The 23,570-nt window shown below is 42.8% G+C and carries 14 protein-coding genes; 2 read left to right on the forward strand and 12 right to left on the reverse strand.

Features of this window, described 5'->3' with window-relative positions; translation table 11 throughout:
• Window positions 1–143: 143 nt before the first annotated feature.
• The 8 genes from BXY41_RS24345 to rpoB form a co-directional block, all read right to left on the reverse strand.
• A complete protein-coding gene (locus BXY41_RS24345) occupies window positions 144–1,400 on the reverse strand; it encodes an ABC transporter substrate-binding protein (protein WP_104439476.1) in 1,257 nt (418 codons plus the stop codon).
• A gap of 79 nt (window positions 1,401–1,479) precedes the next feature.
• A complete protein-coding gene (locus BXY41_RS24350) occupies window positions 1,480–2,394 on the reverse strand; it encodes an AraC family transcriptional regulator (RefSeq protein ID WP_104439502.1) in 915 nt (304 codons plus the stop codon).
• Between the two features lie 18 nt (window positions 2,395–2,412).
• Window positions 2,413–3,510 (reverse strand): glycoside hydrolase family 88/105 protein, encoded by a 1,098-nt coding sequence (locus tag BXY41_RS24355; protein WP_242980376.1) that lies wholly within the window; start codon window positions 3,508–3,510, stop codon window positions 2,413–2,415.
• Window positions 3,489–5,987, reverse strand: a complete 2,499-nt coding sequence (locus BXY41_RS24360; RefSeq protein WP_104439477.1) for a hypothetical protein — start codon at window positions 5,985–5,987, stop codon at window positions 3,489–3,491. Before BXY41_RS24360 ends, BXY41_RS24355 begins: the two co-directional genes overlap by 22 nt.
• Before the next feature lie 17 nt (window positions 5,988–6,004).
• Complete coding sequence (locus BXY41_RS24365) at window positions 6,005–6,838, reverse strand: carbohydrate ABC transporter permease (protein ID WP_104439478.1); 834 nt, start codon at window positions 6,836–6,838, stop codon at window positions 6,005–6,007.
• Entirely contained in the window at window positions 6,828–7,703 is an 876-nt protein-coding gene (locus BXY41_RS24370) for a carbohydrate ABC transporter permease (RefSeq protein ID WP_104439504.1), read from the reverse strand. Before BXY41_RS24370 ends, BXY41_RS24365 begins: the two co-directional genes overlap by 11 nt.
• A 136-nt stretch (window positions 7,704–7,839) precedes the next feature.
• On the reverse strand, window positions 7,840–11,499 hold the full coding sequence (gene rpoC, locus BXY41_RS24375) for a DNA-directed RNA polymerase subunit beta' (protein WP_104439479.1): 3,660 nt from the start codon (window positions 11,497–11,499) through the stop codon (window positions 7,840–7,842).
• An 18-nt stretch (window positions 11,500–11,517) separates the two neighbouring features.
• Window positions 11,518–15,384 (reverse strand): DNA-directed RNA polymerase subunit beta, encoded by a 3,867-nt coding sequence (rpoB, locus tag BXY41_RS24380; RefSeq protein ID WP_185140394.1) that lies wholly within the window; start codon window positions 15,382–15,384, stop codon window positions 11,518–11,520.
• Window positions 15,385–15,592: 208 nt separating this feature from the next.
• On the opposite strand from rpoB, the gene BXY41_RS24385 reads away from it, so the two are divergent.
• Both BXY41_RS24385 and BXY41_RS24390 read left to right on the forward strand, forming a co-directional pair.
• Window positions 15,593–16,042 carry a hypothetical protein gene (locus BXY41_RS24385; RefSeq protein WP_104439480.1) on the forward strand — a complete coding sequence of 150 codons (450 nt, stop codon included), beginning with the start codon at window positions 15,593–15,595 and terminating at the stop codon, window positions 16,040–16,042.
• A 234-nt stretch (window positions 16,043–16,276) separates the two neighbouring features.
• On the forward strand, window positions 16,277–16,897 hold the full coding sequence (locus tag BXY41_RS24390) for a superoxide dismutase (protein WP_104439481.1): 621 nt from the start codon (window positions 16,277–16,279) through the stop codon (window positions 16,895–16,897).
• Between the two features lie 66 nt (window positions 16,898–16,963).
• On the opposite strand, the gene BXY41_RS24395 is transcribed toward BXY41_RS24390, so the two are convergent.
• From BXY41_RS24395 to BXY41_RS24410, 4 genes are read right to left on the reverse strand one after another with little or no spacing between them, the layout of a single operon-like run.
• Window positions 16,964–20,014, reverse strand: a complete 3,051-nt coding sequence (locus BXY41_RS24395; RefSeq protein WP_104439482.1) for an efflux RND transporter permease subunit — start codon at window positions 20,012–20,014, stop codon at window positions 16,964–16,966.
• Window position 20,015: 1 nt separating this feature from the next.
• Window positions 20,016–21,131: an efflux RND transporter periplasmic adaptor subunit gene (locus BXY41_RS24400; RefSeq protein ID WP_104439483.1), complete on the reverse strand. Its 1,116-nt coding sequence runs from the start codon at window positions 21,129–21,131 to the stop codon at window positions 20,016–20,018.
• Between the two features lie 54 nt (window positions 21,132–21,185).
• Window positions 21,186–22,409, reverse strand: a complete 1,224-nt coding sequence (locus BXY41_RS24405; RefSeq protein WP_104439484.1) for a TolC family protein — start codon at window positions 22,407–22,409, stop codon at window positions 21,186–21,188.
• A gap of 13 nt (window positions 22,410–22,422) precedes the next feature.
• On the reverse strand, window positions 22,423–23,559 hold the full coding sequence (locus BXY41_RS24410; RefSeq protein WP_104439485.1) for a TolC family protein: 1,137 nt from the start codon (window positions 23,557–23,559) through the stop codon (window positions 22,423–22,425).
• Between the last annotated feature and the right edge of the window lie 11 nt (window positions 23,560–23,570).

The following is a 23,570-nucleotide window of genomic DNA, read 5'->3' on the forward strand; positions in this document are numbered from 1 at the left end:
AAAAACATGACGCGTTTATGCACGCCTAATTATTATATACATATTGTTTTTTTTTGTCAAGGTTTTCTTTTTTAGATATCATTGCAAAAAAATGGACCGCTGTAATGATATTTTACGGCAGTCCAAATTTTTTTATTTTGTAATTATTTCAGTTCTTTCAGCTTTTCGTTAATCAGACCATCCATTTCTTCGGTATACTGATCAACTGTCAGCTTACCTGCAAGAACTTCCACCAGCTTGTCGCGAAGATCGCCCTGAACTGCTCCGGTCAAGGCCTGATACCCCCACTCTGATCCGGGACGTGATGAGGTTGCGGCCAGTTCCTTAGAAAATATATTAAAATATTCTTTTCCAAAGGCATAGTTTAAACTCTCATTTCCTTTTACCTGAGATAAGTAGCTGTTCTCTTCACAGTACTTTGCATTGTTCTCAGCCTTAGAGATCCATTCAATGAATTCTGCTGCTTCCTTTTCCACTCCGGTGTTCTGGAATGCAGCCAGATACTTTCCTCCTGGTACGGAAGAACGCATTGCTTCTTTAGGAAGATAGGTTACACCCCAGTCAAAGTCCGTGATCTGATCTTTGTAATTGGCGATCATCCAGCTTCCGGAAAAATGCATTGCCACCTGACCGGTACGGAATAAGTTGTTTGGATTTTCTGATCCAAGCCATACAGAGGAGGGAACGATTTCCTCGTCATGAAGATCTTTAAAAAATTGTATGGCATGTTTATTTTCTTCGGTATTAAAATCGGAAGCATTGAGGTCCTTATTTAAAAGACCGCCTCCTGCCTGGTAAAGAAGGGTTGTAAACCGCTGCGGGGACTTATCATATACCAGACCGTATTTGCAGCCGCCTTTTTCCATTACGGTTTTCATGGCTGTCTTCCACTCATCCCATGTCCAGATCTCATCCTCGGACTGGGGTACAGCAACACCAGCCTTCTCAAAAGCTGTTTTATTATAAATAAGTCCGTTGGCAGTTACATCCATAGGCGCAGCCAGCACCTTATCATCAAATACAAATTTTAAGCCTTCCCCGAAGCTGTTTACAAATTCATCTTTGTTTGATACGTATTGTCCCAGATCAACCAGCTGGTTCTGAAACGGCCCTAAATTGGTGAGTCTGGCAATTGCCGGAGCTTCCTTACCATTAATCATGTTCTTAATCTTGCTTTCCAGATCTGAGTAAGGAACTTCAATCAGCTCGATTTTGATGTCTGGATGCTCTTTCATATACGCATCTGCCAGCTTCATGAAAGATTCGCCTTCCTTGTTGTCGCTGAACCAGACTACTTCAAGCTTTTTCTCCTTACTCTCTGCTTTCCCCCCACCAGAACAACCGGTTAAGGTTCCAAGCGCCAATGCCCCCATAAGCAGCCACGATACCATTTTTTTCATAAATACCTCTCCTTTGTGATTTAGTACATTCATTTTAACATTTGCAGCAATACAAAAACCTCATATTTCAGACATGAAATCATTCTTTTTTGCTCTCTTTTGACTGGGCGTACTTTTTCGGTGTAATTCCAGTCATTTTCTTAAATACAGAGATAAAATGGCTGTCACTGTTATAGGAAAGTGCCAGCGCAACATCGGTAACAGAATGTCCTTCCTTTAACAGAGCCTTTGCCGCAATGATTTTCTGGTTTGCCACATACTGGGTCAGGGAAAAGCCCGTCTCCTTTTTAAAATAGTGGCTTAAATAATAACGGTTCATATAAAACCGGCTGGAAATCTCATTTAAATCCAGTCGTTCTTCCACGTGAGAAGCAATATACTTCTTTAACTGTTCAATCCTGTCCCGGTAAAGAACGGGATCTTTGAATTCCTCTTCCGGTTTTTCTACAAATTCCTGAGTCGGTTTATTTTTCTCCCTTTCCATAAAAAACTGGTACATTTCATTAATGGATGCAATCAGCTCCAGTATGGAAAGCTTGATTCTCACCGTTGATTCAGCCCTATCTCGATTCTGGGAATGAATGCCCTGCTCTATTTTCTCAAACAGTTTTTCTACTTTCTGAAGATTCTCCCCGCACAGATGAAGACGATGCAGAAATGGATCAGGCCGGTTCTCAAAAAAGCGGGAGAAGTCGTAATGAAACACCTCTGCCATCTGACTTAACAGCTCCGGCTCAAACATGAGGACATACCTGTAATAGGTTTTCCCCGCAGCACCGCTGGTGCGGTGATACTCCTTGTTGTTAATAAGAAATAAATCTCCCGATCTTACATGGTACGTGCGGTTTCCAACTTCCATCAACGCTCCGTCTGTAAGAAACAGAATAATTTCATACTGGTTGTGAAAGTGAAACCCCTGCATGGCCCAGTTTTCAGAGCCTCCATGAAAATAATACAATGAGTCAAATTCTTCAAAAAAAACCCGTTCTTTCATCTCCACAACCAGTCCCTTCTAATGCCAAGCAGTATTCATAGCCTCTTGCAGCACCAGTATTACAAGTGCCTGTCCATAGGTCATCGGGCAGCACGGGATTGTCTTATAAAATTCTCCGTTAAGTCCGATAGGAGTTCCATAGGAAACATTTTTAACAGTACCATCTTCATCAATATAATTGAAAAGATTTTTCATTCCCAGCTGGATCAAATCCTGATAATCTTCTTTCTTTAATATTCCAAGCCGCACCCCTTTCATAATTCCATACAGGAATGCAGCGCTGCAGGATATCTCTATATAGGAAGAATCATCATCTATAATGGTATGCCATAAACCGGTTTTGGGATCTGCATACCGTTTCAGCGCATCCACCTGATTTTTGTAAACACTTAAGAAATACCGCTTCAGGCCTTCATCCATAGGAATGTCCTCCAAAAGCTCCATGATGACTATGGTGTACCAGCAGTTTCCTCTTCCCCATAAAACTTTACCGTAGTTATCGTTTCTTTTAAAGTTAAAACCGTGGTAAAACAGCCCCTCTTCTTTATTTAATAAGTATTTAATATGAGAAAGGATCTGATAATTTGCCTCATCATAATAATCGTTCCGGTCAAGAAGCTTGCCGGCTCTTGCCAGAAACAGCACTGACATAAACAGAGTATCAATGAGAATCTCATTATCATTGGCACTTCCCGTTATCATATGCTGAAAGCAGCCATCTCCTGTCCGGATCAGTTTTTGATCTTTCATGATCCAGTCGGCCCAGTCTTTGATAAACTCAAGATATTCTGGTTTTCCCGTTCTTTCATATAGATAAGTCAGAGTCAGCATGGGAGAAGTCGTATTCACATTCCGTTCCAGTATTCCCTCCCTGATCCGGTTATCATACCAGTCAATGATGGAGTCGAGAATCTCCTGCCTCCCGCTTACTTCATAATATTTATAAAGGCCGAATATTCCCACTCCCTGGGGCCACTCCCAACAATTAAAATCAATCAGGCTGATGGGGTATACTTCTTTCATGCCATTATTTTTTAAAACCATCATTTTCTCTGATACCAGATTTAGTTTCTCTTCTAATGTCTTTAAATCTATCACGTCGTCATTTTCCTCCATCTGATTGTGCCTTCTACTGTCTGAGGATAATGGTATACCGTTTCCCCGTTGACCTTTAATATGGTTTCTTTCTCAAGAAGATACTCTGTCCCATTTTCATCTGTAACAGAAGTGCTGGTTCCGTCCATGGTAATAGCAAGTTTTTTGAAAGCCGAGAAAATATCATCAAGACTTTGGTCTTCTCCCAGGCTTCCTACCCGCACAACCCATACATTATCTCTGCCCTGGCTGATAAATTCCCGGAACTGATTGGGCCCGTGCTCCTGTATGGTAAGTCCCTGAAGGGCTTTTACTGCAATATAGGCTCCATCCTTTTCCAGCACCAGAACGCCGTCTTCTCCTTTATAACGGGAAAATGCACTGATTGGAATGTAAGCATGAGTATATCCAATTCTCTCTTCTTCCTCAATATGAAATCTTAAAACTGATGTATTTTCAAATTGAGCCCCAAGAGGAAGTACACCGTTACCTGCCCAGAAATTTGGTCTGCCGCTTCCATATGGAAACGCTTCTCCCGGGTGATTGATGAAGACCTGAGCCGTCTCATCAATTGTTGCCTGTAAGATGTGCTCCTGATATCCTTTTTCAAATGGCTTAAAGCCTACCGCAGTGGATAAAAGAGCACGGTTATTTTTGTAAAGATAGAGATTGACGTGATTTTCGAATCCCTGGGTATTTTCAAAGATCAGTTCATCCTCTTCGTCTATTACCGCATACTTTTTATACTCCATTGGAGGTTCATAATTTCCAAGTATGAGAGAAATGTAACCGATGCAGGCTCTGTTTAAATACCCGGCATTATAAGCAACATAAAGCAGGGAGGTGGTACCCGCATTGTAATTTCCCTTCATCTCCTTTTCATAACTCCGGCCAAAGCTGGTCATTACGGCTCCCTTATGGGCATTAACCGTCAGAGAATAGAATATCATATCCAGTGCCTTTTGCGCTTTTTTATGGAGCGGATTGTCTTCCTCCGTCAGATTATAAAGGGTGCCGATTCCAAGCACATCGACTGGAATATAGGCGTTGGAATTCCATTCTGTGATGAATTCCCGGAAAAAGTCGTCAAACCATTGATGCAGCAGCTCTTCTCCTCTTGCCTTTACCTCTGCCCCTGTTCTGCCACTGTTGGTAAAAATCCGTTCCGGCAGGTAGGTTCCGGTCAAATACTGACAGCAATGAAAAAGAAGTGCATGATTTTCACTGAAGAACCACATCACATCGTCCCCAGGTTCATCAATCCAGTATCTGTACTGAACCATGGTCTCTTCCAGAGCCTTCTTTAATGTGTCAGAAATACGGTCTTGGAACATCCGGTAAATGTAAATCATGATAATAAAATGAAAATCGGAACAGTCTTTTCTGCTTCTCACACCTTCCAGCTCTTCCATCAGAATCGCTTCTGCCCGCTGGCAATCCTGATTCATATAAAGCAGGGCTGCAGCTTTATATGTATTGTCAGGAGCAAAACGGATCACTGCGTCCATTGCCAGTTTTCTGCGGATGCTGCTGTCTTCGTTCCCGCTTAAAAGGAATTCTTCCCGCACCAGCTGATTCCCGATTTTTCTCTTTATAGAGATTCCCTGACAGGTAAGTACAACAGTAAAATAATAATATCCTGGTGAAATGTCATCAGCATGGAACAGCTCCAGCCCTTTTTGTAAAGGCTCCATGGTATACTTTCTGGTCTTTATAAGCTTCCATGATTCTTCCATTTTTTCTATAAATTCGCCGGGAGTTATGATAACCTCCAGGCCAAGGTTGGTATCAAACGGATTGCTAAGATTCATTTTTATAGTTTCGCTGATATAAGCCTCTTTATCAAAGCTCATTGCGTTTAACATCTGCTCCATTTTTGTTAAAACGCCTTCATTTACCTCTTCCTTCACTGGAATCAGTATTTTTAAATCTGCACCTCCCAGCCGCTTCATTCGGAAATAGTAATCCGTATCCCGCTCTGCCAGATCATCAAGACACACCACCAGTGAATTTTCCCCTTTTAAAAGAGGGATGGAAACCGTTGTTTTTTTTACCAGATTTCTGGTAAATGGTGTGAAGTCGCAGATCAGCTGTTCATTTGCCCAGACTGTTAACCCGCCGCAAGTCTCCAGCTCAAAATCTATGGTGTTTGCCATATCAGACCAGAGCGTGGTAAAACCATACATTCTTAAATAAGTAGGGCGGTAATAAAAGCCTGATGCATCGATTCCCGGATTTCCAAATGGGAAATACTGTTTTAGCTTATTGCCCTCTGACAGCTTTGTAAAATCAGGATAATCGGGAACTTCCTGTCTCCGTTCCTCTAAAAATTCTTTCCTGCAGGGATTCTCATGAATGGCAAATCCTTTCTTCAGCCATTCATTTACTCTTCCGCTTAAGGTAGATCTGGTAAATTCCCTGACCTGGGTATGAACCTCGCTTATGAGGAAGCGGTTTACAAATCCTTCCGCAAACAGCGGATATTCCAAGTACTTCATGCTCTCTTTCCTCCCATTTACTCTTTTACTCCTCCGGCTGTCATGCCGCCTATGATATGGCTTTGCAGTGTCACAAAAACAATAATTACTGGAATCATGGATATAACCGACATGGCCAAAAGGCTGTTCCAGTCAACGGAATATTCACCGGAGTAATTTGCAAGTGCAAGCTGTATGGTGTAACGTTCTTTGCTGTTAATCACCAGCTTGGGCCAAAGGTAATCATTCCATCTCCACATAAAGGAGAAAATACAAAGCACAGAGATTACCGGTTTTGCCAGAGGAAGCATAATCCGCATTAAAATGCTGGTTTCCGATGCTCCGTCAATTCTGGCCGCTTCCATATAGGCATCCGGAATTCCCACGTAATACTGTCTTACCAAAAATACGGCAGTAGGAGATGCCACAGCTGGAATAATCAGTCCCCATAAGCTGTTGTAAAGACCGGTTGCCACGATAACCTTAAAAATGGGAATCATGATGACCTCCAGTGGAATCATCAGCGTTGCCAGTACAATACCAAATAAAATTTTATCCCCTTTAAACCGGTATTTGGCAAAGGCATAGCCTGACATTACATTTACCACTATGGTAAGGAACGTGGCTGTAACACTGGTAAACACCGTATTGAAAAAATAAATTCCGAAATGCCCTTCTTCCAATGCCTTCTGGTAATTGGAGAAGGAAGGGTTTTTCCCAATCAGGCTTGGCGGCCAGGAAAACAGTTCTCCTGTACTTTTAAAGGAGGAACCAATCACCCAGAGAATCGGGATCAGGAATAAAAAGGTCAGAATCAGCAAAATTGCCCATGTCACTCCGTTTAAGAAATATTTCCTGCCCTTAGTCTGCATCCTGCTCACCTCCTTTATTTACTTTAAACTGGATCACTGTAAACATTGCCAGCAGCACAAAAAGGATCATGGTCATCGCACTGGCATAACCCATCTGATTTTTTTCAAATCCCGTTTCCTGAATCGTCTGAACCATAAACTTAGTAGCACCTGCAGGTCCACCCTGGGTCAGAGCGTATACCAGTGGATATGTTTTTATAATAGTCACCGTGGATAAAACCAGAACCAGAAGACTGGTTGGTTTTAGAAGTGGCAGCGTGATGTAGCGAAACTGATGGTAGAAACCTGCACCATCGATGCGTGCCGCTTCATAATAAGTTTCAGAGATTGCCTTAATTCCTGATATGAACATGACCATGTAATAACCGGACATACTCCAAGCAGTTACAAAGATTACCACCCCCATGGAATAATTCTGATCCGTCAGCCATTTTACAGGGGAGTGTCCCATTACAGTGAGAAGATAATTAATGACGCCGAATTCTTCTCCCAAAAGGAACCTCCAGGTCAGTCCTACTATGATACTGGAAATCATGGTAGGCCAGTAAAAAACAGCCCGGAAGAAATCATTTCCTTTTCTGGCTCCTGACAATAACAAGGCCAGACCCATGGCCGATACATAGACAAGGGGAACCGAAACCCCGGTAAAGAAAATGGTACGGAGAAACGAATTCCAAAATCCCCGGTCCGAAAACAGCTTAGTATAATTTTGAATCCCCACAAATACCTGAGGATTGATACCGTCCCACTTTGTCAGTGATATCCACAACCCATTTACTGCCGGAAAGAACAAAAACAGGCCGAATATAATTAAAGTAGGAGCAAGCAGCAGATAAGGGAACACATTCCGCTCAAACTTCCTCATTGTTTTACCTCCTTTTTTTATGATTATAGCATTAAAAAAAAGAGAAAAATCAAGTTTAATTATGCAAATATTATAGAATATTGTCATTTCCACAAAAAACGCCCTGACAGAAAAACCTGTCAGGGCATCTTCATACTTATTCTTCGATTTCACCTTCACTAATGGCTAAAATCTCTTCTGCATCATCAAAATTGTCATCAGATAACAGAATCTCATCATCATCCGTTAAAAGGATCTCATCACTTTCTTCACAAGCAGCATCTGTGCTTAAGTTAATGGTGCGGTAACGTTTCATACCTGTACCGGCAGGAATCGGCTTACCGATGATAACATTCTCTTTTAATCCGATTAAATGATCCACTTTACCGTTAATAGCAGCTTCAGTCAGAACCTTAGTGGTCTCCTGGAAGGAAGCAGCTGACAGGAATGAATCGGTAGCCAGAGATGCCTTGGTAATACCAAGCATTACCTGCTTTCCGTCTGCCGGCTCTTTGCCTTCGGCAAGAAGGGCTTCATTTAAATCATTATAGTCAAGAACGTCCATAGAAGTTCCTGGAAGAACATCGCTGTCTCCGCTCTCTTCTATTTTGATCTTCTTAAGCATCTGTCTTACGATCATCTCAACGTGCTTATCATTAATCTCAACACCCTGCAGACGGTATACACGCTGTACTTCCTGGATCATATAATCCTGTACGGCACGAACACCCTTAATCTTTAAGATGTCATGAGGATTTACACTACCTTCTGTCAGCTCATCGCCGGCTTCCAGTACCTGACCATCCTGTACCTTGATTCTGGAACCATAAGGAATCAGATAAGTCTTTGAATTTCCTGTTTCATTCTCAGTAATGATAATTTCACGTTTCTTTTTCGTATCTTTAATGGCAACTACACCGGCGAATTCTGCAATAATAGCAAGACCCTTCGGCTTACGTGCCTCAAAAAGCTCCTCGACACGGGGAAGACCCTGTGTAATATCGCCACCGGCAACACCGCCGGTATGGAACGTACGCATGGTCAGCTGTGTTCCTGGCTCTCCGATTGACTGGGCAGCAATAATACCAACTGCCTCACCAACCTGAACCGGCTGTCCGGTTGCCATGTTGGCTCCGTAACATTTCGCGCAGACACCCATATGGGATTTGCAGGTAAGAACGTTACGGATCTTAATGGAATCACGTCCCATCTTATTGAGCACCTTCATAACTGCTGCTGCACGTTTCGGTGTACACATATGGTTTGCTTTTACAATCACTTCTCCAGTATCAGGATCTGTAATGGTTTCTGCAATAAATCTTCCTGTGATACGCTCTTCCAGGCTTTCAATGGTTTCCTGTCCGTCAGTAAATGCCTTGATCTCCATAAACGGAATATCTTTGCCTTCACAGCAGTCGATCTCTCTGATAATCATATCCTGGGATACGTCTACCAGACGTCTGGTCAGATAACCAGAGTCGGCGGTTCGAAGCGCTGTATCGGAAAGTCCCTTACGGGCTCCGTGAGCAGAGATAAAGTACTCCAATACGTCAAGACCTTCACGGAAGTTTGACTTAATAGGAAGTTCGATGGTGTGACCGGTTGTATCTGCCATAAGTCCACGCATACCTGCCAGCTGTTTGATCTGTTTATCAGAACCACGGGCTCCGGAATCTGCCATCATGTAGATGTTATTGTACTTATCAAGTCCTGTCAGCAGGTCATGGGTCAACTGATCATCGGTTGTTTTCCATGTGTCAATTACTTCTTTATAACGCTCTTCCTCTGTGATAAGACCACGGCGGAAGTTCTTTGCAATCTGGTCAACCGTTGCCTGGGCATCTGCGATCAGCTTCGGTTTGCTCTCCGGCACAGTCATGTCGGAAATGGATACTGTCATGGCTGCCTTTGTTGAGTACCGGTAACCAATGGCCTTAATGTCATCCAGAGTCTCAGCGGTCTGTACAGCTCCGTGAACGTTAATAACTTTTTCAAGGATCTGCTTACACTGCTTCTTGCCTACATGGAAATCAACTTCCATTAAAAGCTCATTGCCTGGAATGGAACGATCTACGAAACCAAGATCCTGAGGAACGATTTCATTGAATATGAAACGTCCTACTGTGGATTCTACAACTCCGCTTAATACGGTACCATCAGGCATCTTCTTGCTGACTCTTGCCTTGATTCTGGAATGAAGGGTAACTGCCTGGTTTTCATAAGCAAGAATTGCTTCATTGATGCTCTTGAATACCATTCCCTCTCCCTTGGCACCAGGTCTTTCCTGTGTCAGGTAATAGATACCAAGGACCATATCCTGAGATGGTACTGCTACAGGGCCACCGTCGGAAGGCTTTAATAAGTTGTTTGGAGAAAGCAGAAGGAAACGGCACTCTGCCTGAGCTTCTACGGAAAGAGGCAGATGAACCGCCATCTGGTCACCATCGAAGTCAGCGTTAAATGCGGTACAAACAAGAGGATGAAGCTTAATTGCCTTACCTTCTACCAGAATCGGCTCGAATGCCTGGATTCCCAGTCTGTGAAGGGTAGGCGCACGGTTTAACATAACCGGATGCTCTTTGATTACGTCCTCTAAAACATCCCATACCTCTGTCTGAAGACGTTCTACCATCTTCTTTGCATTTTTAATGTTGTGTGCTGTACCATTGGAAACAAGCTCTTTCATAACGAAAGGTTTGAATAACTCAATGGCCATCTCTTTTGGTAGACCGCACTGATAAATCTTAAGTTCTGGTCCTACTACGATAACGGAACGTCCGGAATAGTCAACACGCTTTCCTAAAAGGTTCTGACGGAAACGTCCCTGTTTACCCTTTAACATATCAGATAAGGACTTTAAGGCACGGTTTCCAGGTCCGGTAACCGGTCTGCCACGTCTGCCGTTGTCGATTAATGCATCAACCGCTTCCTGAAGCATACGTTTTTCATTGCGGACAATGATATCCGGTGCACCCAGCTCTAAAAGGCGGGCAAGACGGTTGTTACGGTTAATAATTCTTCTGTATAAATCATTTAAGTCGGAAGTAGCGAAACGTCCGCCGTCCAGCTGTACCATCGGACGGATATCCGGAGGAATGACAGGAACAACTGTCATGATCATCCACTCTGGTAAGTTACCGGAGTTGCGGAATGCTTCCACAACTTCCAGTCTCTTGATAATTCTTGCACGTTTCTGTCCGGTTGCGTCCTTTAAACCTTTCTTTAAATCCGCAGAATCTTTTTCAAGATCTATGGAATGAAGGAGCTCTAAAATAGCTTCAGCACCCATTCCCACGCGGAAGGAACCGTAACCGTACTTATCCACTTCTTCTCTGTACTCTTTTTCTGATAAAACCTGCTTATACTGAAGTCCTGTATTTCCAGCATCCAAAACAACATAAGAAGCAAAATACAGCACCTTCTCCAGTGTTCTGGGTGAGATATCAAGGATCAGACCCATACGGCTTGGTATTCCCTTGAAATACCAGATATGGGAAACAGGAGCAGCGAGCTGGATATGACCCATACGCTCTCTTCTGACACTGGCCTTTGTTACTTCAACGCCGCATCGGTCACAGATAACGCCTTTATACCGGATCTTTTTATATTTGCCGCAATGACATTCCCAGTCCTTGCTTGGTCCGAAAATCCGTTCACAGAACAAACCGTCTTTTTCCGGCTTTAAGGTTCTGTAGTTAATTGTCTCAGGCTTTTTCACCTCGCCGTGGGACCAATCCAGAATTTTCTCCGGAGATGCCAGACCGATCTTTATGGCATCGAATGTCATCGGGTGGTAAGTTTCATTATTTTCAGGCATGAGCGGTTCTCCCTTCTATTATTCTTCGTCTGAATCGTCAAATTCTACGTCATCGAAATCCTCAAAAGAATCGTCGACACCGTCCGCATCCTCTTCTTCATCAACATTTACCAGTTCATCATCCTTGAATTCCTGTTTCTGATAACCAAATTCACCAAAGGATTCCTCATCGCGGTAATGCTTATCGCCTTCAATGATGGATCTTAAATCTGTTTCCTCATAATCGGTGCTCTCAGCAATCTGAACCTCTGTATTGTCATCACGCAGCACTCTTACATCGAGAGCCAGTGACTGAAGCTCCTTTAACAATACCTTGAAAGATTCCGGAATTCCAGGCTCAGGAATATTCTCGCCCTTAATGATGGCTTCATAGGTTTTTACACGTCCTACCACATCATCGGATTTCACTGTCATGATCTCCTGCAGTGTATAGGAAGCACCATAAGCCTCCAGAGCCCAAACCTCCATCTCTCCGAAACGCTGGCCGCCGAACTGAGCTTTACCGCCCAGAGGCTGCTGTGTAACCAGGGAGTATGGTCCGGTAGAACGGGCATGGATCTTATCATCAACCAGATGGTGCAGTTTCAGATAATGCATGTGTCCAATGGTAACCGCACTGTCAAAGTATTCTCCGGTTCGTCCGTCACGAAGACGAACTTTTCCGTCTCTGCTCAGCGGAACGCCTTTCCACAAGCCTCTGTGCTCTAAATGTTCTCCCAGATATTCAATTACATCAGGTCTTAAAGTATCTTTATATTTTTCCTGGAAGTCTTCCCACTCCATATTTACATAGTCGTTGGCTACGTCCAGGGTATCCATAATATCAATCTCGTTTGCTCCATCAAATACCGGTGTGGATACGTTAAATCCAAGTGCTCTTGCAGCAAGGCTTAAATGGATCTCAAGTACCTGACCGATGTTCATACGGGAAGGCACGCCCAGTGGGTTTAATACAATGTCGAGAGGACGGCCGTTTGGAAGGAATGGCATATCTTCTACGGGAAGCACACGGGAAACAACACCCTTGTTACCATGACGTCCAGCCATCTTATCACCAACAGAAATCTTTCTCTTCTGTGCGATGTAAATGCGGACAGTCTGGTTCACACCCGGTGAAAGCTCGTCACCATTTTCTCTGGTAAATACTTTAGCATCAACGATGATACCGTAAGCACCGTGAGGTACTTTTAAGGAAGTATCACGCACTTCTCTTGCCTTCTCGCCGAAGATTGCACGTAACAGTCTCTCTTCTGCTGTCAGCTCGGTCTCACCCTTTGGTGTTACCTTACCAACAAGGATATCTCCTGCACGGACTTCCGCACCAATACGGATAATACCTCTTTCATCAAGATCCTTTAATGCATCCTCGCCGACACCAGGAACATCACGGGTAATCTCTTCCGGTCCTAACTTGGTATCACGGGCTTCTGCCTCGTATTCCTCAATATGGACAGAAGTATAGACATCTTCCTGTACCAGTCTCTCACTTAAGAGAACCGCATCCTCGTAGTTATAACCTTCCCAGGTCATGAATCCGATCAGCGGATTCTTACCAAGAGCGATCTCACCCTTTTGTGTAGAAGGACCGTCAGCGATAACGTCTCCCTTTGCCACATGGTTATTCTTAAATACGATTGGTTTCTGGTTGTAGCAGTTGGACTGGTTGCTTCTCTTAAACTTGGTTAAACGGTAAACATCTTTTCCGCCATCGGAATCTCGTTTGATAATGATTTCGTTGGAGGCAGAACGTTCTACCACACCGGAGTTTCTTGCAACAACGCATACACCGGAGTCAACGGCAGCTTTTGCTTCCATACCGGTTCCTACAACAGGAGCGTCGGTTGTCAATAACGGAACGGCCTGACGCTGCATGTTTGATCCCATGAGCGCACGGTTCGCATCATCGTTTTCCAGGAAGGGAATCATGGCTGTCGCTACGGAGAATACCATCTTCGGAGAAACGTCCATTAAATCAATATTCTTTCTCTGGAACTCGGATGTCTCCTCGCGGAAACGTCCGGAAATATTCTTATGAATGAAGTGTCCTTCTTCGTCAAGAGGCTCATTCGCCTGAGCAACAACAAAGTTATCTTCTTCATCTGCAGTTAAGTAAACAACCTCATCGGTAACGATCGGATTGTTCACATTGGTTTTATCTACCACGCGATAAGGCGCCTCTACAAAACCGTACTGATTTACTCTCGCATAGGTAGCAAGGGAGTTGATCAGACCGATGTTAGGACCTTCTGGTGTCTCAATCGGGCACATACGGCCGTAATGAGTATAGTGAACGTCTCGAACCTCGAATCCGGCACGGTCTCTGGAAAGACCTCCAGGTCCCAAGGCAGATAAACGTCTCTTATGGGTAAGCTCAGCAAGCGGGTTATTCTGATCCATGAACTGGGACAGCTGGGAACTGCCGAAGAATTCCTTAACAGCCGCAGTAACCGGCTTGATATTAATCAGAGACTGTGGCGTAATGCCATCCATATCCTGTGTTGTCATACGTTCGCGGACAACACGTTCCATTCTGGACAGACCGATCCGGTACTGATTCTGGAGAAGTTCTCCTACCGCACGGATTCTTCTGTTGCCCAGATGATCGATGTCATCTGCGTTACCTACTTCTTCTTCCAGATGCATGTTATAGTTGATGGAAGCTAAAATATCTTCCTTTGTAATATGCTTAGGAATCAGTTCATTCACATGTCTGTGAAGAGCTTTCTTCAATGCTTCGTCGTCGCCGTTTCCAACTTCTGACAGAATTTTTTCAAGAGCTGGGTAGAATACTAATTCTGTAATCCCGGCTTCCTTTGGATCAAAGCTTACATGGGCTGACAAGTCAACCATTAAGTTGGAAAGGACTTTCTGTTTGTGCTCCACACCTTCCAGCCACACGAACGGAACAGCTGCATTCTGAATATCAGTCGCAAGCTGCTTGTCTACAGTTGTTCCAGCCTCTGCTAAAATTTCGCCGGTTGTGGTATCCACCACATTCTCAGCCAGAACATGACCAGTGATGCGGTTTTTAAAGTGAAGCTTTTTATTGAATTTATATCGTCCGACTTTGGCCAGATCGTACCGTCTCGGGTCGAAGAACATACTATTTAACAAACTTTCAGCACTATCAACAGATAAAGGCTCACCTGGGCGGATCTTCTTATATAACTCCAATAAGCCATCCTGGTAATTATCAGACGTATCTTTACCAAAACTGGCCAGTAATTTTGGTTCCTCACCAAACAGATCAATAATCTCTGCATTGGTACCATAACCAAGAGCACGAATCAGGACGGTTACGGGAACCTTTCTGGTTCTGTCCACACGTACGTAGAAGATGTCGTTGGAGTCAGTCTCATACTCCAGCCATGCACCACGGTTTGGAATCACCGTACATGCATATAATTCCTTACCTACCTTGTCGTGTTCGATACCATAATATATACCTGGGGAACGTACCAGCTGGCTTACAATAACACGTTCGGCACCGTTAATCACGAAGGAACCGGTATCTGTCATAAGCGGAAGATCGCCCATGAAGATCTCATGTTCATTAATTTCATCTTTATCTTTATTGCAAAGTCTTACTTTTACCTTTAAAGGAGCTGCGTAAGTTGCATCTCGTTCTTTGCATTCTTCTATTGTGTACTTGATGTCATCCTTACATAATGTAAAATCGACAAACTCAAGACTTAAGTGTCCAGCAAAGTCTGCAATTGGAGAGATGTCTTCAAAGACTTCCTTCAATCCTTCATCAAGGAACCACTGATAGGAATTCTTCTGAATCTCAATCAGGTTTGGCATCTCAAGCACTTCTTTTTGTCTTGAGAAACTCATTCTCAGGCTCTTACCGGCCGGGACCGGACGCATTCTGCTTTTCTCCATTGACGTTTCACCCCTGTTTTCTTTCTATTCATTTCTGTTTTGGGCATAAATGTCCCAATAAGGCACACAAAGCCACAATAGTGCACATTCCATAATATCATAGTGCTGTCAAGGTGTCAAGCATTTTTTGCTTGTATTTCCCAGAAAAATGTGTTATACTATTGCAGATAGGCCCAATTTACAATATGAACTATTGGAGGTATTCCCGGTGAGCACAATTTTAAACGTAGTATTAGTGATTCTTTTCATCGTAGTGATAGCTCTGGCAGTCCTTTACTTTCTTGGAAGAAAGCTGGAAAAGCGTCAGGTAGAACAGCAGCAGGCACTGGAAGCTGCGGCACAGACCGTTTCCATGCTTGTGATCGATAAGAAAAAGATGAGGCTAAAGGATGCCGGGCTCCCAAAGATCGTGTATGAACAAACGCCAAAGTACATGCGCCGTACCAAGCTGCCGATCGTAAAAGCAAAGGTCGGACCAAAAGTAATGACATTGATTGCAGACGCAAAGGTTTTCGATGTGCTTCCTGTTAAGACAGAAGCAAAGGTTGTGATTAGCGGTATCTACATAACCGAAATCAAAAGCCTCCGCGGCAAAGCAGTTCCTCCGGCGCCAAAGAAGAAATCTTTTTGGGACAGGTTTAAAAAGAACAATCATTAGACCAGGTTACGATTCCTATCACCGGAACGTCTGTGATAGATGCCGATGAGCGATTAAACTCGTTCATCGGCATTTTTATTTGTCTTTAAATAAATAATTTTTGAAATGTCAGATAAATCTATTGACATACTGGAAATATATGATATAATCAGGTTACAAGGTAGTTAGTAATAACTAACCAATAATTAAAAAATTAAATTTCAATATAAATGAGAACCTGAAAGGAGAACCACTATGTTTGAACAAATTATTTTACCTTATAAATATGAAGCTTTAGAACCCCATATCGATGCTCTTACAATGGAAACACACTATTCCAAGCATCACGCAGCCTATACAAAAAATCTAAATGATGCAGCTAAAATAGCAGGAGTGGAGAACATGGATATTGTTTCCCTTCTCTCCTCTCTCAATCAGATTCCGGATGAGGCACTTAGAAAGACAATCAGGAACAATGGAGGCGGCTTTTATAATCATAACCTGTATTTCTCCACAATGAGCCCTGATGGAGGCGGAGAACCGGAAGGTCCGCTAAAGGCAGCTCTTGACGATGCTTTTGGAAGCTTCTCACAGTTTAAGGTTCAGTTAAGCGCTCTGGCAGCCGGACAGTTTGGATCTGGCTGGGGATGGCTCTCAGCTGATAAGGCTGGTAAGCTGCACCTCTCATCAAGTCCAAACCAGGATAATCCGTTGATGGAAGGAGGCGGTAAGGTTCCAATACTGGGAATTGATGTCTGGGAACACGCTTATTATCTTAAGTATAAGAATCTAAGGGCTGATTATATCAAAGCTTTCTTTGATGTGGTAAACTGGAAGGAAGTATCAAATAATTACGAGAAAGCACTAAAAGGTTAAGAACCTGATTTAAGGAGGGAAAACAAATTTGTTTTCCCTCCTTTCTTAGTGGTTCATAAATTAAAATCAATCACAGATCAGTTCGCCTTCACCACCGATTTTCTTACGCCCCCATTTGTAGACAACACGATAAAATGTGGGAAGCAAAAGAAGTGTTAAAGCTGTGGAAGCCAGTAATCCACCTACATTTACCAAAGCCAGTCCCTGCATCATTTTACCTGACTTACCATATGCAAGAGCGTTGGGAACCATGGATATTACTGTTGTTAAGGTAGTCATAAAGATTGGTCTCATACGGATCGCGCCTGCTTCCACCAGTGCTTTGTCTAACGGCATCTCTCCCAGCATCTGGTTAACCGTCTCCACATAAAGAATTCCATTATTTACAACCGTACCCACTAACATTAAAAATCCAAGCATGGATACCATATCAATCGGTGCATCAGCTGCAAATAAAAGGCCAAAGGAACCAATCAGACTAAATGGTATGGAAGTCATTACCATTGCGGAATATTTGGGTGACTCAAACTGGATCGCCATAACAATAAATACCAGGAAAACACCGGTAATCAAAGCTCCTCCCAATGCACCAAGTTCTTCATTCATAATCTTATCCAGATCATTTGTCATTGGTTTTACTCCAGCAGGCAGTTTATAGTTCTTAACAAATTTTTTCACATCATCTTTAGCCGTTTTTAAATATTCAGACTGAGGCTGCATGGTGATTGCCACTTTATACTGCTTATTTTTACGTTCAATCTGCTGCGGACTGTCTTTATAATAGATTTCAGCCAGATCGCTTAATGGAAGCGTTGTTCCGGAAGCCGTTGTAATCATCATCCCCTGCAGTTTCTCTATTGCATCATATTTATCTTTAGCATACTCAACTTTTACATCAATGTCTTCTCCATCAACACGAATGGTTGATGCCTTAACACCACTTAATGCAGTATAAACATTGGAACCTATGACAGCAGGAGTGAGTCCTTCTGCCTGAGCTTTTACCGGGTCAATCCGTACCTTCACAACAGGTGCTGCATTCTCTACACTGGAATGAACCTGCATGACATCTTCTCTTTTTTGCAGTTCTGTAACTAATTGAGCACTTGCTTTCTTCAGAGTTTCATAATTGGTACTTTGAAGATCAACCTCAATTTGATCTCCCGACATCATGGTGCTGGACATGGTGCTGCTTCCTTGTTTTAATGTTACGGAACAGTCTTTAAAGTCGGCCAGCTGACCTCTCCACTTATTAATTATCTGATCTGTGGTTTGTTTTCTGTCATCTTTTAAATAAGCATTTAAATTTATTGTACTGGAAGAATCTATGCTAAGTCCTCCGGCACCATAAGTTACAAGATAATGATCCACATTTTCATCATTTGTAATAAACTCTTCCATACCTGCCAGTGACTGATTTAACGCATCAATGGACAATCCTGGCCTCATCTTAATTGACATACTGACAATTCCTTCATCCACAGTTGTCATCAAATCCACTCTCAGTTTTGATGCCATTGCCAAAGCAGCTGCCATGAGCAATATACTGACAGTAAACACCACCTTAGTCTTTTTTAAAAGATAAGGAATATTCTTTCTGTACCAATTCTGTAACGATTTGATAAGTCCGTTTACCGGTGCCTTTTCTTTCTCTACCGGATGCCATTGTACAAAACTTAAAGGTACAATGGTTACAGCAGAAAATAAAGATGCAACCATACAAAATACAATTGTATAACCCAGCTGTATAAATAACTGCCCTGACATACCGTTTAAAAAAACAAGGGGGAAAAATACAACACAGGTAGTTATGGTGCCACCTGTAATGGATCCAATCATAATCCGGCTTCCCTCTATTGCGGCATCATAGTAATTTCTTGTTTCTTTTGCCCGGAAACAGCCATCCAGAACATTGATGGAGTTATCAACCATCATACCGACTCCAAGTACCAGTGAGGTCAGTGAAATAACGTTTAAGGAAAAGCCCATGGCACTCATACAGATCAGAGACAGTACCACAGAAATTGGTATTGAAGTACCTACAATGACAGATGCACGCAAGTCTCCATAAAAAAGCCACAAGATAATCATGGAGAGAATAATTGCCATTACCATGGTTTGCACTACATTTGAAATGGACTCCTTAATAACATTGCTGGAATCATTAACAACTGTAATATTAATACCGGGATTATCTGCAAGTATACTGGCAACCTGTTGGGATACCTGCTTTGAAACTTCTATTGCAGTGGAGTCCGACTGCTTTTTTATATCCAGCGAAATAATATTTTCTCCGTTGTATCGCCCTATGGAATCCTCATCTTTCAGGGCATCATATACATCAGCAATATCTGATAGATGAATGGTATCTCCATTGGCCAGAGGTATTGCAATATTTTTCAGGCTGTCAGTATTATTGTAATCATTTCCAACACTGACATTCAGTTTTTGCCTTCCCACATCAATATCTCCAGCTGGGATTGTAAAATCTGCTGCGCCAACAATCTGGGCAACTGCCGGCATGGTTAAATGATATTGTTTCATCTTTTCCGGATCCAGCTGAACACTTACATAACTTTTTTGTCCGCCGGAAACAGATACCTCACTGACAGAACTGAGCTTTTCAAATTCCGGAACAATTTTATTATCCACATATGTATACAGATTCTGGCCAACGTTTCCACTAACTGCAAGTGTTACGGCAGCTCCTGATGTCAGATTCAGTTCCAGTATTCTGGGCTCTTCAATATCATCTGGCATATCATTGCGGATTCCATCAATTGCTTTTTTCAGGTTGATATAGGCTGTATCTAAATTTGTTCCATATTTATATTGTACCAGTACAATAGATACGTTATCTTTTGAGTAAGAATTAATTGTGTCAACACTGTCAAGAGATGATATGGCATCTTCCTGCTTGGTGGTAATTAAGTCATTAATGTCCTCCGGACTGGCTCCCGCGTAGACAGTACCAATAACTAGCATGGGAAGATCCATTTCAGGAGTAAGTTCTACTTTTGTTCCTAACAGAGACTGAACTCCAAAATATGCGATTGTAATCAGACATAGAATGATGGTCACAGGCCTTCTTACTGCAAATTTTGTTAAATTAACCATCTTATTCACCTGCCTTTGTATCTGCAACGGCAGGTGTCTCTGTCTCTGTTTCCTGTGATGGATTACTCTCTTCCAGCAAAACCTCTGCACCATCCATCAGTTCATTGCTCCAGCTGGTTATTACAACGCTGTCATATGTAATTCCTGACTTTATTTCCATTTTATCTTTGTCATATATTCCAGCAGATATCTCTGTTTTTTTGGCTATGCCATTTTCATAGCAGTAAACAAAGGGGACACTGGCATCGTAGCTTACTGCATCTACTGGAATTGTCATAACACCTGCTGCCCTGCTCATAACTGCAGTAATCTTGACCCTGGTTCCCGTTGTCAGACCTTTTGAATCTGCAAGAACCGCCTTTACATCGTAAAGACCGGTCTGGGAATTAACAACGGAACTGATTTCAGTTACAGTGCCATCATATTGAACTCCGTTTTTTTCCACTGATACAGTATCATTTACTGCCATATTCTGTAACGATTTTTCTGTAATGCCAAAGGTAATCTGTATCTGGTTTGTACCTGAAATTTTGCAGATTTCTGAACTGACAGTAATATGATCATGTGGTTCAACTGTACGGGATTCCACTACACCGATTATGGGTGCTGTCACTGTCGTGTACTTTAACTGCAGGTCATACTGGTTTTTTGCTGCTTCGTATGCCAGTCTGGCATTATTCGCACCGTTCTGAGCCTGTTCCAGAGACTGATGGGATACCGCCCCTGTTGTATAAAGCGCCTCTGTTCTGGCAAGTGTGTTCTGACTGTCAGTTACTGCTATTGCAGCTGAATCCACATTTATTTTCAAAGTAGTCAAAGCATCTGAATCAATTTTACAAAGAGGCTGACCTGCCTCCACCATATCTCCTGCCCGAAAATAAACCTCCAGCACCTCTCCGTTCATTTTGGGCATTACATTGGCTTTTAGTTCAGGCTCTACCGTTCCCGTTAAATCTGTATAAAGGGTGATATCCCCTGTCTGAGGCTTCTCGGCAGATACGAGCGGCCGGGTTTCAAACGGAATCTCTTCTTTTTTCTTTCCAAAAACACCAAATCCTATGATGCCGGCAGCAGCTATAATAACCACAGCAATAACCAGTCTTTTCTTACTCTTCATCTCATTTTCCTTTCTCAAATCCCTTGATGTAAAATTCAAGCCATTATCTGAGTTTTAGATATCCAGTAACCCTTCTGTCGCCCAGTAATACAACTCCATCGCCTGGCGCAGTGACAAGTCTGCATTTGTTTTTTCTCCTTCTGCCTGATAGTAAGACAGCATCTGTCCCAAATATTCAATCTGGCTGATGGAACCATTTTTAAACTGAATCTCAGTGGCATTTTTTACAACGACTGCCTGATCATATGCCGTGCAGGCAGCTTCGTAATTTTTTTTATTTTGTAAAATATCCTGATAGAGCTGCTCCATCTGAATGGACAGATTCTGTTCCATCTGCGCTTCACTTCGAAACTTTGATTTTACTCTGGTAGAACTTCGATCTGTTTTTCTGTGACGTTCCTCAATCAGTGTGTAATTATTGCGGATGGCAGCGGCTGTATCCTCCTGCAAGTTCAGTTCCTCTATTTTACTTAAATCAGCAGCAGGAACAGACTGAATCTGTGGTTTGCTCTCCCCCGTCCAGCCTGCCAGGAGTTTCACTGTTGAGCCAAGACTTTCTACCGTATTGTCAAGACCAGCAAGTGCACTTTCTGCATTGAGCAGGTTTTTTTTAGCGGCTGTCACATCTGCATCTGTTGCCATTCCCAAACCTTGCATGGAAACAGCAGACTGGTAAAGCTTTTCATACATTTCCTTCATTGTCTGCAGTGTTTTTTGCTGGGCTGATGCCATATTGTAGCCAATCATTGCCTGCTGGGCTCCGCTGGTCAGCTGTTTTGCCCCTTTTCTGACTGGTTCATAGGAGGAGGCGTCGGGTTTAGTGTTATAATTATAAGCTCTGCTGATCTTGTCTCCAGCACTTTTCATTGCCTTTTCATACGCCCGCAAAGTAGCATACAGGATCTGCCCATCCATGGTGGATAAACCGCCTGCATCTTTTAAATCATCGGCATCTTCCTTATAATCCCCTGCATCTTCATAAGCCGCCATGTACTGGTCCTTTACATCATCCATGGCGGACCAGTACATCTCATTTGCAGAGATCATATTTGGATTAAATAACTGAATCCGGTCTCCCAGTTCTTCATACTCTAAAACATTATCCTGTAGTAATTCCCACTGCCTTTGGTCATATCCTTCTGGGACGGCATTTTTTGCTTTTCCCGGTTCTGCCATTTGTGCCCCATACGCCGGAAGCACCAGGGCATTGCCTGTTATGGACACAATAACTGCTGTAAGAAGCACAACCTGCCACAATTTTTTCGTATTCCTATGCATGGCTATTCCCTCCTTACTCTACCGATGCCAGCCCATTCACCGACCAGTCATACTGTTCCATTGTCCAAAACCAGTCCATATCTGCAATTTTAAGTGCATTCTGCTTTGTCAGATAATCTGTCTGCTGCTGTAAATATTCCAGTTGGCCTATGGTACCCAGCTGCATGTTCTGAGAAGCAATCTCCATTTTTCTTGCTGATTCCTCCAGAGCACTTTGGGCCTCATGATAAGCAACCTGAGCCTGTAAAACTTCCCGGTATCTCTTGTCCAGATCTGCGCCTATTTTATCTTTGTTATCCCTGATTTTAATCCGATAAGAATCTTTTACCACTTCTGATACTGCATTCTCCAGCTTTCTCTGATTTATTATAAGTTCATAATTATTATCAACGGCTTTGGCGTAATCCAGATCGGGGTGAAACCCGGATATTCTGGCAGCGTCAGAAGCCGGCACCGGTCTCATATCCGGTGATGCCTGATAGCCCCAGCCTAACATGACACAAAGAGATTTCTTCAGCTTATTAATAGAAGCTTCTGTCTGAATAATTGCCGTCTCTGTCTTTTGCAGATTGTTCTTTGCATTTAATACCTCTACATTGGTAGAAGACCCGATGTCTCTTTGTACTTCCGTCACCCGAAGTACTTCAGTAAGCAGCTTTTGATTCTGTTTTAAAACTTCCAGATTAAGAATGGACTTATAGTAGGAAATCATATTTGACTGAGCTATAATGGTGAGATTTTTTTCAGTCTGAATGTTGGAATAGCGCATTACTACTAAATCGAATACATTATCATCTGCTTTTTTCTCCAATGACCGTGCCTGTGCTTCTGCCATGGCATCCGCAAGATCATTATCTCCGGTTATGGTTGAGCGCAGATCTGCTGCATCATCCCGGTAAGACCGCGCCACATCATCTGCAGTGGGATCATCTCTCTGCTTGGAGTATTCCACCTGGTTATTTAAAACTGTGGCATTGTATTCATGAATTAAATCCTCAATTTCTTCGTATTCCATAGTATTATCCCGTAGCTTTTCCCACTCTGCATCGGATCTTGAAAATGCCGGGCTTGCGTATATCTTATTTGCTGGAAACAACAAAACTGCCAATAAAAGAATGGAAACAAATTGTTTACTTTTTCTATTAACCATTGTAATTACTC

The organism is Lacrimispora xylanisolvens (assembly GCF_002934545.1).
Lineage (GTDB): Bacteria > Bacillota > Clostridia > Lachnospirales > Lachnospiraceae > Lacrimispora > Lacrimispora xylanisolvens.